At 53.7% G+C, this 14,691-nt stretch carries 8 protein-coding genes, 1 other RNA gene and 1 pseudogene; all 10 read right to left on the reverse strand.

Features of this window, described 5'->3' with window-relative positions:
• Nucleotides 1-1,869: a DNA-directed RNA polymerase subunit gamma gene (locus M0644_RS10270; protein WP_286625599.1), complete on the reverse strand. Its 1,869-nt coding sequence runs from the start codon at nt 1,867-1,869 to the stop codon at nt 1-3.
• A 76-nt stretch (nt 1,870-1,945) separates the two neighbouring features.
• Entirely contained in the window at nt 1,946-5,272 is a 3,327-nt protein-coding gene (gene rpoB, locus M0644_RS10275) for a DNA-directed RNA polymerase subunit beta (RefSeq protein ID WP_149820548.1), read from the reverse strand.
• Between the two features lie 242 nt (nt 5,273-5,514).
• Nucleotides 5,515-6,159 carry a Uma2 family endonuclease gene (locus M0644_RS10280; RefSeq protein ID WP_286625601.1) on the reverse strand — a complete coding sequence of 215 codons (645 nt, stop codon included), beginning with the start codon at nt 6,157-6,159 and terminating at the stop codon, nt 5,515-5,517.
• 41 nt (nt 6,160-6,200) lie between these two features.
• Entirely contained in the window at nt 6,201-6,896 is a 696-nt protein-coding gene (locus tag M0644_RS10285; protein ID WP_149820552.1) for a DevA family ABC transporter ATP-binding protein, read from the reverse strand.
• A 9-nt stretch (nt 6,897-6,905) separates the two neighbouring features.
• Nucleotides 6,906-8,060, reverse strand: coding sequence for an ABC transporter permease DevC (devC, locus tag M0644_RS10290; RefSeq protein ID WP_286625603.1), 1,155 nt, complete (start codon nt 8,058-8,060; stop codon nt 6,906-6,908).
• Between the two features lie 9 nt (nt 8,061-8,069).
• Nucleotides 8,070-9,233, reverse strand: coding sequence for an ABC exporter membrane fusion protein (locus tag M0644_RS10295; RefSeq protein ID WP_286625605.1), 1,164 nt, complete (start codon nt 9,231-9,233; stop codon nt 8,070-8,072).
• 88 nt (nt 9,234-9,321) lie between these two features.
• On the reverse strand, nt 9,322-9,909 hold the full coding sequence (locus tag M0644_RS10300; protein ID WP_149820558.1) for a pseudouridine synthase: 588 nt from the start codon (nt 9,907-9,909) through the stop codon (nt 9,322-9,324).
• A gap of 10 nt (nt 9,910-9,919) precedes the next feature.
• Nucleotides 9,920-10,106, reverse strand: a non-coding RNA gene (ssrS, locus tag M0644_RS10305) — 6S RNA.
• A 37-nt stretch (nt 10,107-10,143) separates the two neighbouring features.
• Entirely contained in the window at nt 10,144-10,332 is a 189-nt protein-coding gene (locus M0644_RS13230) for a hypothetical protein (RefSeq protein WP_399374387.1), read from the reverse strand.
• A gap of 113 nt (nt 10,333-10,445) precedes the next feature.
• Nucleotides 10,446-14,634, reverse strand: a pseudogene (locus tag M0644_RS13235) (ATP-binding protein); the annotation flags it as partial.
• Nucleotides 14,635-14,691 lie beyond the last annotated feature (57 nt).

A 14,691-nucleotide genomic window follows, 5' to 3' on the forward strand; every position in this document is an offset into this window, starting at 1 on the left:
TTAACTGGCTAGGGCTTCTTGAATCGTTTGGTTGTAGATGATGCGACCGGGGGTGGTGCGGATGTATTGGGAAATCAGTTGACCGTTGGCATCCTCCTTGACTCGCCGCAGGGAATACTCCAGTAAACGGGAACCATCTTCATAGGTCGTAATCTGAGGTTCACTGCTGTCGCCATCGTCCACCTCACCGTCGTAGCGCACCCAGACAAAGGCATGGAGCGGCAAGTGTCCCTGTTCGTAGGCCATGACCACGTCTTGGAAGTTGGCATAGTAGCGATCGCTATAATCTGGCAGCTTCGGATTTTCTGCCGTCAAGTAATAGCAACCCAAAACCATGTCTTGGCTGGGGGTAATAATCGGCTTGCCCGTGGCCGGCGACAGAATATTATTTGAGGCTAGCATCAGCATCCGCGCCTCCGCTTGGGCCTCAATCGAGAGGGGGACGTGCACCGCCATTTGATCCCCGTCAAAGTCGGCGTTGAAGGCAGGACACACCAAGGGGTGCAGTTGAATGGCACGCCCTTCCACCAGAATTGGCTCAAAGGCCTGAATCCCCAAACGGTGGAGGGTTGGGGCACGGTTGAGCAGCACCGGGTGACCCTCAATCACCTCCTCCAGCACATCCCAAATTTGGGGGTCATTGCGCTGGATCATCCGCTTCGCTGCCTTAATGTTGTTGACAATTTGTTGGCGAATCAAGCGGTGAATCACAAAGGGCTGGAAGAGTTCAATGGCCATCTCCCGAGGCAGGCCGCACTGGTGCATTTGCAGTTTTGGCCCCACCACAATCACCGAACGACCGGAGTAGTCCACCCGTTTCCCCAGCAGGTTTTGGCGGAAGCGACCCTGTTTCCCCTCAATAATGTCGGAAAGGGACTTCAGGGGACGGTTGTTGGCGCCCACTACCGTACGACCGCGACGACCATTATCAATCAGGGCATCCACCGCCTCTTGAAGCATGCGCTTCTCATTCCGAACAATAATCTCGGGGGCGAGAATCTCTTGCAGGCGGGCAAGGCGGTTGTTGCGGTTAATGACGCGGCGGTACAGGTCATTCAGGTCAGAGGTGGCAAAGCGCCCACCATCTAACTGCACCATTGGCCGCAGATCCGGTGGAATCACGGGAATTACCGTCAAAACCATCCACTCTGGCTTTGCTCCAGTGGCAATGAAGTTGTCAATGACCCGCAGCCGTTTGATGAGCTTGGCGCGTTTTTGCCCCTTGGAGTTGAGGATTTCCTGCCGCAGTTGGTCGGCCTCTTTTTGCAGATCTAAATCCTGAAGTAGGCGTTGAATGGCTTCAGCCCCAATGCCCACCTCAATACCCTCTAGCTCCGAGTCTTCGCTGTAGATCTCTTCTTCAATTTCCTGCCACTGATCTTCGCTTAGGAGCTGCTTGTAGCTGAGGCTAGGGTGATTGCCCGGATCTAGCACCACATAGGAATTGAAATAGACAATTTGCTCCACATCCCGCAGGGGCATATCCAGCAGGATCGCCATGTAGCTGGGAATCCCCTTCAGATACCAAACATGGGTCACTGGGGCAGCCAACTTAATGTAGCCCATGCGATGGCGGCGCACCCGCGATTCGGTGACTTCAACGCCACAACGTTCGCAGACAATGCCACGATGGCGCACCCGCTTGTATTTACCGCAGTGGCACTCCCAATCCTTAGCAGGACCAAAAATCCGCTCGCAGAAGAGGCCGTCCATCTCTGGCTTGAGGGTGCGATAGTTAATGGTTTCTGGTTTAGTCACCTCGCCCACCACTTGACCGTTGGGGAGCGTGCGCTGCCCCCATTGGATGATGCGCTCCGGTGACGCGAGAGACACTTTTACATAATCAAAGCGTTGCTCGATTCTGGGCATAAACTCACAAATCCTTTGGCGGTGAATAGATCAAAGGGGCGATCGCCCCCAAACAAGCTGACTCAGTTCTGAGTGTTTAGAATGTCGTTGCCCCTTCTTTGTCGTCCGTGTCGTCGAGGGCACTGTAGTCAATTGTGGGTCGTGCCGGGGTACGGCGAGGGCTGACATCCACCATCAAATCCACCTCGGGGTCAGGTTTCATTTCGCCATCGTCATCAAAGCTGGGAATACTGGCCTTGCGCACGGAAATATCCAAGCACAGGGATTGCAGCTCCCGCATCAGCACCTTGAAGGACTCTGGCGTGCCCGGTCGTGGAATGGATTGCCCTTTAACAATGGCATTGAGGGCTTCATTGCGTCCTTGCATATCATCGGACTTGACCGTCAGCAACTCTTGGAGAATATAGGCGGCACCATAGGCCTCCAATGCCCACACCTCCATCTCGCCAAAGCGCTGACCCCCTTGCTGGGCTTTACCACCGAGGGGCTGTTGAGTAACCAAAGAGTAAGGCCCTGTGGAGCGGGCGTGGATCTTATCGTCCACCAAGTGCACGAGCTTCAGCATATAGGCCATCCCCACCGTCACGGGCCGGTCAAAGGGTTCACCGGTGCGGCCATCATAGACGACCATTTTGCCCGGATCCTCAGGATTAAAGACCCAATCTTGACCCGTGACTTCTTTGGCCTCTTGTAGCTTGGCATGGACGGTTTCGCGGGATTTTTCCTTGCCGTGCATTTCATCAAAGGGAGTAATTTTGAACCGACGACCAAGGCACTCCCCAGCCCAGCCCAGCAAACACTCATAGACTTGCCCCACATTCATCCGTGAAGGCACCCCCAAGGGATTGAGGACAATATCCACGGGGCGACCATCGGGTAGGAAAGGCATATCCTCCACAGGGAGAATGCGGGAAATAATCCCCTTGTTGCCGTGGCGGCCAGCCATTTTGTCCCCCACCTGAATTTTGCGCTTCTGGGCCACATAGACCCGCACCACCATATTGGCACCGGGGGGTAGTTCATCTCCCTGCTCACGGGTAAAGACGCGCACATCGACAACGCGCCCTTTTTCACCATTGGGCACCCGCAGGGAGTTATCCCGCACATCCCGCGCTTTTTCACCAAAGATGGCACGCAGGAGTTTTTCTTCGGGGGGCTGATCCGATTCCCCTTTGGGGGTGACTTTACCGACGAGAATATCGCCTGCTTCTACAAAGGCACCGATGCGGATAATGCCGTTTTCATCCAACTGCCGCAGGGCATCTTCAGAGACGTTGGGCACTTCGCGGGTAATTTCCTCAGGACCTAGTTTGGTTTGCCGCGCCTCGATCTCGTACTTCTCAATGTGGATGGAGGTATAGACATCCTCTTGAACTAGCCGTTCGCTGATCAGGATGGCGTCTTCGTAGTTGTAGCCTTCCCAAGGCATATAGGCCACAAGGATGTTTTGGCCAAGGGCTAGTTCGCCCCCCTCAGTGGCGGAGCCATCAGCAATCACCTGTCCTGCCTGCACGCGATCGCCGACAAAGACAATCGGTCGTTGATTCAAGCAGGTATCTTGGTTGGAGCGCTGATACTTTTGCAGCGTGTAGGTCATCTCAGGGCCATTATCGGTTTTGACGCGAATTTGATTGGCATCCACATAGGTGACCACACCATTGGTCTGGCTGAGAATCACCATCCCAGAGTCCCGTGCTGCCTGAGCCTCTAGACCGGTACCCACTAAGGGACGGTGCGGTCGCAACAGGGGTACCGCCTGCCGCTGCATGTTGGATCCCATGAGGGCACGGTTGGCGTCATCGTGCTCTAGAAAGGGAATCAGCGAGGTGGCCACAGAGATAATCTGCACTGGCGAAACTGCTACGTAGTCCACCTGATCGGGGGTGGTGGTGGTGAAATCTTGACGATAGCGTACAGGCACCACATCCCCAAGGATGTAGCCGTTTTCATCGGTGGGCACGTCCCCCGGCGCCACCCGCTTATCATCCTCTTCGTCAGCGGTCATGTAAACGGGGGGGCGATCCTTCAGCACCCGACCATTTTCCACTGGATAGAAAGGCGTCTCAATAAAGCCATATTCGTTGACGCGGGCATGGGTGGCCAAGGAACCAATCAACCCAGCGTTGGGACCTTCAGGAGTTTCAATGGGGCAAATGCGACCATAGTGACTCGGGTGAATATCCCGCACCGCAAAGCCCGCCCGCTCCCGAGTGAGACCGCCGGGGCCTAGGGCACTCAAGCGCCGTTTGTGGGTGAGTTCCGCGAGGGGGTTGGTCTGATCCATGAATTGGGAAAGCTGGCTAGAACCAAAGAATTCCTTGATGGCCGCCACCAAGGGCTTCGGGTTGACCAGCGAAGTGGGCGTCAAAGAATCCGTGTCAGACACCGTCATCCGCTCGCGAATGATGCGCTCTAGGCGATTGAGGCCAACGCGCACTTGGTTTTGCAGCAATTCACCCACAGAACGGACGCGGCGGTTGCCCAAGTGGTCAATGTCATCAATCGTGCCCAGATCAAACTCGAGGTTAATTAGATAATCAATGGCCGCAAGAATATCTTCTGGGGTGAGGATGCGCACCGAGTCGGGAATATTCAACTGCAACTTGCGGTTGAGCTTATAGCGACCTACCCGGCCAAGGTCGTAGCGTTTGGGATCAAAGAAGCGCGACTCCAGAAGCTGTTGTCCCCCTGAAACCGTGGGCGGCTCCCCTGGGCGCAGTTTTTTGTACAGTTCAATAAGGGCGTCTTCTTCGGAGAATTTGCCTTCTTTTTCAACAGTTTTTTGGTAGTACTCGGGGTGACGCAGCCGCTCTAGAATTTCGCTATCGGTTAACCCCAAGGCCTTGAGGAGAACGTGCGCTGAGAGCTTACGGGTTTTGTCAATGCGTACCCAGAGCAGATCGTTTTTATCGGTTTCAAATTTCAGCCAAGCGCCCCGGTTGGGAATCAGGCTGGCATTGTAGGTACGGCGACCATTCTTGTCGGTTTCTGATTTGTAGTAAACGCCGGGACTGCGGACAATCTGGTTGACAATGACGCGCTCTGCACCATTGATAATAAATGTCCCGCGATCGGTCATCAGGGGCAGATCGCCGATGAACACATCTTGGTCAATGATATTGCCGTTTTCTTTGTTAATGAGGCGAGTCGGGACATACATTTGCATTGAGTAGGTGGCATCCCGCCGCTTGGCCTCATCGACGCTATACTTCGGCTCCTTGAGTCGGTAGTCCTTGGCCAAAAAGTGCAACTCAATTTTGCCGGTATAATCAGTAATGGGGGAGAAACTCTCTAGCTCTTCAATGAGTCCTTCTTCCAGAAACCATCGGAAGCTGGCCCGCTGAATCTCGACAAGGTCTGGCAAGGTAAAAGCGGGTGGCGTGTAAATCTGATTACTAGCCATGTATATCCTCTAGAGGGTATCGCTAAAACGCGGATCTTGCATCTTAAATGAAGAGGCGTTGCCCTGTCAAGCACACCAAAAGCTCCGCTTACGGCAAACACTGCCGCCGGAGACCTCTGGCAAGATAAAGCTGTTGGAAACGAGAAGAGTTGACAAGTGTCACTGCCGCGCTTGCAAGCCGCTACCTATGACCATAGCACAGAGTTCTTACAGTTAAGCGACAGTTCACAGTTCACTAATAGTTATGGGGGTTGCTGCAACTTCAATCCTGTGTGCAGGGTTTCCAAAACAAGCGTTAAATGACCGTCTCTCAGGGCTGGCCAGTGGAGCCACAATCCAGAGAAGTGCCCACTGCGAAAAATGCCGTGGTCATCGGGTGCTTGACGGCGGTAGCTTGTTCCTTCCTTGAGATACCAATGAAAATCCTGCTCCGGTACCACCCAGACCAAGTATTCCTGAACCCCACAGCGACAATAAACCTCTAGTTTGTCGTGGAGATCGTAGGCGGCACTGCTACTGGCAATTTCGACAATGAGTTCAGGCGCCCCTTCAAGATAATCATCCTCGCTGATACGGGAGGTGCCATTGACAAGGCGCAGCAGGGCATCGGGTTGCACCACTGTTTGGGCATCTAAGCGGACGGTGGCATTAGCGAGCACCATGACGTTGGCTGTTGCCACTTCAAAGGCCATCAACCAGCCCATGACGAGACTGTGGGGACGGCTGTGGGAATTCACCCGCACAGGGGAGGCCACGTACACGACTCCGTTAATGAGTTCAGCTTTTTTAATATGAGGACATTGGGCATACAGGCGCTCAAAGGCCTCGCGACTGAGGCGATCGCCACTCTCCAACATTGGCACTGTCCCCTGCGGAGCTGCAAACATGATCAGCGGATTTGCCCTGCACTGCTTGCCTCTATTCTAGGCTAGGCGGAAAGGCCAATTGTGGTTTCTGAGAGGCGGCCATCTTCCATGTGAATGATGCGATCGGCGACATCAAGAATACGGTTATCGTGGGTCACAATTAAAATGGTGCAGCCCTGTTCGCGGGCAAGGCTACGCATAATTTCCACCACATCGCGACCGGATTTTTTATCGAGAGCAGCCGTCGGTTCATCGGCAAGGACAATTTTGGGATGTCCCACGAGAGCGCGAGCGATCGCCACCCGTTGCTTTTGCCCCCCCGAAAGTTCATGGGGATAGTAGTCAAGGCGCTCTCCAAGGCCAACGGCACAGAGCATGGCTTCCACCCGCTCTCGAACTTCCTGTGGACTGAGGTGGGGTTGCAAATCCAGCGCCATTTGCACATTTTGGCGAGCCGTCAAGGCATGGAGCAGATTGTGCCCTTGGAAGATGTAGCCCGTTTGCCGCCGAATTTGAATCTGCTGCTCTTTTGTGGCGTTGCGTAGCTCCTGACCCAGAACCCGCAGACTGCCCTCTTGTGCCGATCGCAAGGCACCGATCAGGGTTAACAGTGTGGTTTTCCCTGACCCCGAAGGCCCCGTCATGATCACAATTTCACCCGCCTCAATGCGAGCGCAGAGATCAAAGAGAATTTGCTTGCGCAGTTGCCCCTGACCAAAGTAGTGATTGAGGCCTTGAATGTGGATCACTGGCTCCATAACACCATCCTAGAAAATATCGGCAGGATCAGCCGCTTGGATCCGCCGCATGGCGATCGCTCCCGAAAGGGTACACATTAAGACCGTGAGGGTAAAGACCAAACTGGCGCGCTCTACGGTCATCCACACTGGCAGTGACGTGGCTCTGGCAATAAGGATGTAGAGTAAAAATGACACGATAAAGCCTGGAACATAGCCCATACAGGAGAGAATCAAGGACTCCTGCATGACCACGCCATAGAAGAAGATATCGCGGTAGCCCATGGCCTTGAGGGTGGCATACTCCGCCAAGTGATCCGTGACATCGGTGTAGAGAATTTGATAGACAATCACGGAACCAACGATAAATCCCATCAGGGCACCAAGGGAGAAAATAAAGCCAATGGAGGTACTCTTTTCCCAATAACTGCGCTCAAACTCAGCAAACTCCTCACGGGTCATCACCAGTACATCATTGCCGAGGGAAGCATTCATCCGCCGTGCCAATGCTTTCGTATTCACCCCCGGCTGCACCCGTACTAAACCCACATCGATCAGCCCCGGATGACGTTCGGGGAAAAGGCGCAAAAAGTTCAAATCACTCGTGAGCAAATTACCATCGGCACCAAAGTTGGCTCCCATGCGAAACAAGCCTGCCACGGTGATTTTGCGGCCAGAGACTTCGGTCGTGACCTCTTCCCCTTGGCGGTATAGCTCAGGAATCGGGCCAAACTCAGTGCGGGATTGGGCATCAAAAAGAACATGATCCGCTAGCTTAATCGCCTCTTGCCAGTGGGGGGTATCGGATACGGAAATGGACACCGCCAGCGGATCCACGCCAATCACCATCAGTTGGCGAGTACTTTTGTTAATGGGATTGCGCCAGAGACCAAAACTCAGGTAGAGGGGAGAAACCGACTCGACCCCTTCAAAGCCCGCTGCTTGGTAGAGTCGCCGCCGGGGAAAGCTGCGCATGGCAATCAGCGCCGTCGACTGGGGACTAATGAGGACAATATCGGTGTTTAAGCTCTCGTGGAAGCGCACTGCCGCCTTAAAGAGGGCATCGCGAAAGCCAAACTGCATCAGCATCAGCACAACCGCAAAGGCAATGCCCGCGATCGCCACCAATAGGCGAATGCGCTCTCGAATCAGTTGTAGCCAAGCTAAGGGAATTGCAAAAATCATCCTTGAACCTCAGCGTGGATCAATGGCAATTTCCACTTGCATATTTGTTAGACCCGCCACCGGCTCACTGTTGTCAAGGCGAATTTTCACTTCCACAACCCGCGCATCCGTTTTGGCGGCTGGATCCGTATCAGTCACGTCATTCTTGGCCACCACCAGCCCTACTTGCGCCACACGGCCACTAAGCGGCGCGCTGAGGGCACTGCTGCGAATTTCAGCGGGCTGTCCTACACGAACCCGAGGCACATCGGTCTCATACACCTCAGCAACGGCATACATTTGGTCGGTATTCCCCAATTCAAGAATCCCCCGTTCATTGATAGTTTCGCCGGCTCTTGTGTGAATCCGCAGCACCCGACCATTGCGAGGGGCGCGAATAATGGTGCGCTCAAGGCGGGCTTCTGCCAGTTGCAGATTGCGCTCTGCTGAGAGGAGCTGCACTTGGGTTTGTACCCGTCCCAGATTGGCTTGGGCGGCGTCCACTTGGGCATTTGCCGTGGCCAGTTCTGTGCGGCGCTCTTCCTGTAGGCGAACGAGGTTGGCTTGGGCGTTGCGCAGTTCTTCCTGTAAGCTCCGGACGCGGACAGTGCGATCGTCGAGATCCTGTTGCGACACTGCCCCATCGGCAAAGAGTTGGGCAAAGCGCTGGTACTCGCGATTGGCGGTCTCTAATTCCGCTTGAATGCGTTGAATTGTGGCCTGCTGGGCTTGAATGGCGGCAATGGCCGGTTCATTGGCGCGATCGCGACGGCGTTCGGCTTCGGCAATTTGAGCAACAGCTAGGCGGGTTTCGGCCTCATAGCGTAGGCGGGCTTCCTGCAACTGACTGGCCGCCAAGTCCCGTTCGGCTTTGCGTTCCGGGTAGGTATCTAAATAGGCAAGGGGTTGACCGGCCACCACGCGATCGCCTTCGCGCACTAACAACTGTCCCAATCGCTCCGTCATCGAGGGGGCACTCACCGCCACCACTTCCCCTTCCGGTTCGAGTCGGCCAAGGGCGGTAATGCGATCGCTCATGGGATTAGCAAGGGCTGCCTGAATTGCCTGTTCTTCATTGACCCGTTGACGTTGCTGCCAATAGTTCAAACTGAATGCCAAGCTGCCTAATCCGATGGCGATCGCCCCCCCGATCAGCCATGGACGACCAATTTTGCTGAGAAACGGCTGTCCCATGGGAGGACCTCGTAAATAAATGCAGTGTAATCAAAACCAATAAGTACTCCCTGATTCTAATACAGAGTTCCAAGGTTATTAAGAAATACTAAGGTCGCCGACCGCAGGATTGCCAAAGGGCTTGCCGTTCTGAGGGCAGAATCTCTCGCCACTGTCCGGGGGCAAGGTCACCCAGTTGCAAATTGGCGATCGCCACCCGTACCAAGCGCAGGGTGGGAAATCCTACCGCAGCCGTCATGCGGCGGACTTGGCGATTGCGACCTTCCCGCAACGTCAGACTCAGCCAATGGGTGGGAATAGAACGACGATAACGAATGGGTGGCTCCCTAGGGGGTAAGGAGGGTTCCTGTTCCAGTACTTGGACAACCGCAGGTCGCGTGCGATAGCCTTGGACGACAACGCCTTCGGCCAACTCAGTCAGGGCTGCGGGGTTGGGTTCACCTTCCACCTGTACCCAGTAGGTGCGCGGATGACCATAGCGGGGATCCGTCAAGCAGTGTTGCAACCAGCCATCATTGGTGAGGAGAACCAGCCCCTCGCTGTCGTAGTCGAGGCGGCCAGCGGGATAAATATCAGGAATGGGAACGTAATCTTTGAGGGTTGATCGCCCCTCTTGATCTTGAAACTGACAAAGCACCCGATAGGGCTTGTACAGGAGAATGTAGCGATGGTTCATCGTTAGGAAAAGTCTAACTGCGACGCCGTTTTACCTCAGTTTATGACCTAGTAAAGACTAGGGGGGAATGCTAACCGCAGACTTAGAAGTTTCTGGCTCGAAGACCAGTTTACTGCCGCCCACAGTGTTGATTCCCAAATGTTTTGCAATTGTAGATCACAAAACAATATTGGCAGTCACCAACGTCGCAGCCAAACCAGAGCTACTATAGCACATCTACTCTGGGGGCTGGCTTTAGATATCGAGGTTTTCTAGGGCCAACTGGGGGCCATAGGTCTCGATAAATTCGCGACGAGGTGCCACGCGATCGCCCATCAGGATGGTGAAAATGCGATCGGCCTCAGCAGCATCTTCAATTTCCACCCGTTTGAGAATGCGCGTCTCTGGGTTCATCGTCGTTTCCCACAACTGCTCAGGCATCATTTCCCCGAGACCCTTAAAGCGCTGGATCGTGTAATTGGCATTTTCCGGGAAGGCGGCAATCTGCTGCTGCAGCTCGCGATCGCTATAGCAATAGAAGTGCTGTCGCCCCCGTTCAACCTTATACAGGGGTGGGCAGGCAATATAGACAAAGCCTTGGTTAATCAATTCCTGCTGATAGCGATAGAAAAAGGTCAGCAACAAGGTGCGAATGTGGGAACCATCCACATCAGCGTCTGTATTGTGGGCACACAACCCACCGACACCGCAAATAAAGTTTTCATCCCCCTCCACTGAGAAGTCATAGACATACTCACCCACGGGTGGAATTTCCGCAACTTGCGTCACCTCTAGTGCCATTAAGTCTTCACTAATAGGGGTAAAAGCCAGTGGCTTGTGGTGGGGCGAAGCCAGATAGGCCGTCAGGGATTCACTGTGGGGATGACGCTGCCAAATGGGCAACGCCGCTTCCAGTTGGGGCTTGCCGCTCAGGGTGAGGCAATGCACTTCGTGGCGGGTTTGTAGCTGTGAATTGGCAACGGCTTCTGGTTTTAGCGTTGTCCAGCTTGCTACCCAGCCCAACTGACCAAACAGGTAGAGGAGGCCATCTTTGAGGGTAGGAGAAGTGGTGGTCATAGAGATGTGGCTGCGGGCGATCGCCCCATCGCCGAGGAAATACCCCTCCAAAAAGGCCAACTGTAGCTCTAGGGGCACCCGCCACACCAAGGAGGGCAGGCACTTCTCGTGGGCTTTGCCCCCCACCCCCAAGGCTTTAAGCAAGCGGGCTGCCAAGACACTGTGGAAGTAGAGCTTTTGCCCTTGACTTTCAGGGTCAGCATCGCAGTGAGGAGACTCGCCAAAGAGGGTTTCAATGGTACGGCAGAGTTCAGGGATAAAGGGCTGGTCTTTTCGCCCCAAGCTGAGGCTAACTTGATGTTGACTCAGGCTTCCCTCGGCTACATACCAGCCTAAAAACCACAATAACTCCCGATTGACCTCTAAATATCGGCCAAAAGCTTTGTCATGGTGGGCATGGGGCACAAGTTGCACCTCCCCAGTGAGGCACTCTAGTTCCGCAAGGGTAAAGCTATCGAGGGGCTGATAATCGCTGATTTGGCGGTAGGGGGCATTTTTGCTGTCGTCACTTTGATGCTGCATCCTCTCAAGCCGCGACGGCAACGTTTGGTATTGGAGTGGGTAATGCCACTGAATGGCCTCGAGGTAATTGAGGAAGTGCTTCAGTGTGGGCGTGGTTTGACCCCGTTCCCATTGGGAAATAGTGATGGCCTGTTTGACCCCGACTTGGGCAGCAACGGCCTGTTGACTGAGCCCTTGGACTTGACGGGTCTGCCGTAGGGGTTCCCACAGCTGGGGATCATAGGCAACACGCGGTTGTTGCCCCTCCGAGGAGCACTCGACCCGTGCTAGGAGTTGTTGGTCACACAGGGCTTTGACACCTTCCCCCTTGAGATACAGCCCCTCCGTGAGACCCGCTTGGTAAAACAAGTGCAGCAGATCAATGCGCTCAACAATTGGGGGACGCGGTAAGCGGCGACTGGCAACAAGGCGATCGCCCACCCGAATCTCATTGCCCTTTTTCAACTTAATCTGGCCGTCTTCATAGACATAAACACTGTGGGAGGCCGTCACCTTAATGGAGCGATGGTAGCGGGTTTGAATCGCATACATTGGCTCCTCATGGGAATGGCGAATCACTGCCTTCAGGGGTTGAAAGCGAGTCTGACCCGTCTTGGGATCAAAGGACATCACCTGATAGTGCTGGGCAATCCGCTGTTCCTCAATACACTCGTCAATAAACTCACCAATTTTGACCAATTCCACCTGCCCGTAGGCATTCCTGACAAGGGTGGGTTCATCCCCGGCCACACTCATAATAATGATGCGGTGATAGCGCAACTTGGCAGGGTCAAACTCCTCTCCCTTTACGCCTAAACCAAGGGCAGTAATTAAAGACTGTACCTCGTTATTCTTGTAAATTTTGGCATCATCGGTTTTTTCAATGTTGAGAATCTTGCCCCGCAGCGGCAAAATCGCTTGGAAGCGGCGATCGCGCCCTTGCTTGGCACTGTTGTGAACAAAAACGCCACTGGCCAGCGCAAAGTTATGGGTTCCCGGCACTTCTAAATCGTAAACATCAATCTTTTCACCCATAACCTCAATTGAGACAATGCGATGGTTATAGTTTTTGATTGCTTCTAAGGCACGATTTGAATCGCCATCAAAGTACCGATTACAGAAAGTTTTAAAGCGTAAGAGCGACTTATCACGTGTTTGGCAACGATATTCGCGATAAGACTCTAAATCAATATTAGCTTGTTCTAACTCAATTTTCTTTAGGGCTTTAATTGTCTTGTCAAAGTAGGTCTTTGATAGTGCTTCTTTCCGCTTCTGACGGCACTTCTCCTTAACTTCAGGACGATGTAAGGTTTTATCAATGTGCTGGCGATGAAGTTCAAGATGTGCATCAGCAGACAGACGAATCAGATCCGTGGGATTATTGTTTCGCTTGTTGAAGTCAACATGATGACAATGCTCACCACTTTCTAAGGTGTATTTTCCTTGCCAGCGGTTATACCAATCTGCAAGCATGTGGGTAAACAGCCAAGAATTTGATCGAGGATCCCAAACCCTTTCGTAGCCATCGATCGTAATTCCCAAATCAGCGCTGCTAGATGCTTTTCGATAAAGTGGCATTAGGGAATCATCGGGAGTTAACGCCTGTGCCTCTTTATACTCACCATTGCGGAGCATGAAACGGTGATCGGGGGTGCAGATAATCACCTCGCCGTTGTCAAGGGTGAGCTTAATGACTTCAGCATTTGTTTTGGTTTTGCGGACGTTGACCAGTCGCTCAATACCAATCGTGCCATCGTGGCGAATTGTGTAGCCAAAATGCTCCTTGCCTGCCGCTTGTTCTGCCATTAACTCCACAAAACTGAGGCAACGGCCATCGGCGAGAGCCACCTTTGTATCACCAGCAAAGCAGCCACCGGCAGAATCACCTTCGACAATGAAAATTTCCGAGACAGCGGGATCCCGTGAACTGCAATCCGCCAATTTCCCCGGCAGCGTCGAAGACTCCAGCACCGACTTGCGCCGTACCATTTCCCGTGCCCGCCGCGCCGCTTCAGCCGCATTAAAGGCTTGGATGGCTTTTTCCAAAATCGTGTCGGTGACGGTCGGATGAAAGTCAAGGTATTCCGTTAGGGCTTCGCCCACAATGGCATCCACAATGCCGCGTACTTCGGTATTGCCCAGCTTGGTTTTTGTTTGCCCTTCAAATTCGGGGTTGGGTACCTTGACGGAAATGATCGCTGTCAGGCCTTCGCGAATGTTTTCCCCCGCCAAATTGGCATCCCCCTCCTTGAGTTTATTGCGCTTGCGGCCAAGGGCATTGAGGGTCCGCGTTAGGACTGCCTTTAGCCCCTCCATGTGGGTACCGCCATCAATGGTGCGGATATTATTGGCAAAGCCTAGCAGGTTTTCACTGTAGGCATCGGCACACCACTGTAGGGCTGCTTCCACCTGCACATCGTTTTTTTCCCCCTGAATGTAGATGATCTCTGGGTGAAGGGGTTCCTTTTCCTGCACCATGTAGCGGACATATTCACGGATACCGCCTTCATAGCAGTAGGTTTCACTCAAGGGGGGCGTAACGCGCAAATCCTTGAAATCAATACGAATGCCGGCATTGAGATAGGCCAGTTCCCGCAGCCGTGTCATCAGCACCTTGGCGTCAAATTCAATCGTTTCTGTGAAAATCTGGCGATCAGGAAAGAAGGTCACTGAGGTACCCCGCCGTTCCTCACTATCGGGGGTCTTTTCGAGGGGAGTAATGGGAACCCCCCGTTCATAGCGCTGATGATGGACAAAACCATTACGCCAGACCGTCACTTCTAGCCATTCCGAGAGGGCGTTGACCACAGAGACACCCACACCGTGCAACCCCCCTGAGACTTTGTAGCCACCATCGCCAAACTTGCCCCCGGCGTGGAGCACCGTCATCACCGTCTCAACCCCAGAGACGCCGGTATCGGGGTGAATATCCGTTGGAATCCCGCGCCCATTGTCGGTGACCGTGACGGAGCCATCAGCATTGATCTGAACTAGAATGGTGGAACAGTATCCTGCTAAGGCTTCATCAACGGAGTTGTCCACGACTTCATAAACCAAGTGGTGGAGTCCCTTGGGGCCAGTGCTGCCGATGTACATCCCCGGTCGGGTTCGTACGGGTTCAAGGCCTTTGAGCACCCGCAACTGGGCAGAGGAATACTCGGCGGTCATGGCAACTCCCTAACTGCTATAGAATCGAGGCAAATGCGTCTTCACTTGCCTAAATGT

This window comes from Thermosynechococcus sp. B1, from assembly GCF_030322985.1.
Lineage (GTDB): Bacteria > Cyanobacteriota > Cyanobacteriia > Thermosynechococcales > Thermosynechococcaceae > Thermosynechococcus.

Excerpts from the sequence above, each read along its gene's own strand:
- rpoB (WP_149820548.1), bottom strand. The coding sequence starts at position 5,272 with ATGGCTAGTAATCAGATTTACACGCCACCCGCTTTTACCTTGCCAGAC.
- M0644_RS10295 (WP_286625605.1), bottom strand. The coding sequence starts at position 9,233 with ATGGGACAGCCGTTTCTCAGCAAAATTGGTCGTCCATGGCTGATCGGG.
- M0644_RS10280 (WP_286625601.1), bottom strand. The coding sequence starts at position 6,159 with ATGTTTGCAGCTCCGCAGGGGACAGTGCCAATGTTGGAGAGTGGCGAT.
- devC (WP_286625603.1), bottom strand. The coding sequence starts at position 8,060 with ATGATTTTTGCAATTCCCTTAGCTTGGCTACAACTGATTCGAGAGCGC.
- M0644_RS13230 (WP_399374387.1), bottom strand. The coding sequence starts at position 10,332 with ATGATGCCTGAGCAGTTGTGGGAAACGACGATGAACCCAGAGACGCGC.
- M0644_RS10300 (WP_149820558.1), bottom strand. The coding sequence starts at position 9,909 with ATGAACCATCGCTACATTCTCCTGTACAAGCCCTATCGGGTGCTTTGT.
- M0644_RS10270 (WP_286625599.1), bottom strand. The coding sequence starts at position 1,869 with ATGCCCAGAATCGAGCAACGCTTTGATTATGTAAAAGTGTCTCTCGCG.
- M0644_RS10285 (WP_149820552.1), bottom strand. The coding sequence starts at position 6,896 with ATGGAGCCAGTGATCCACATTCAAGGCCTCAATCACTACTTTGGTCAG.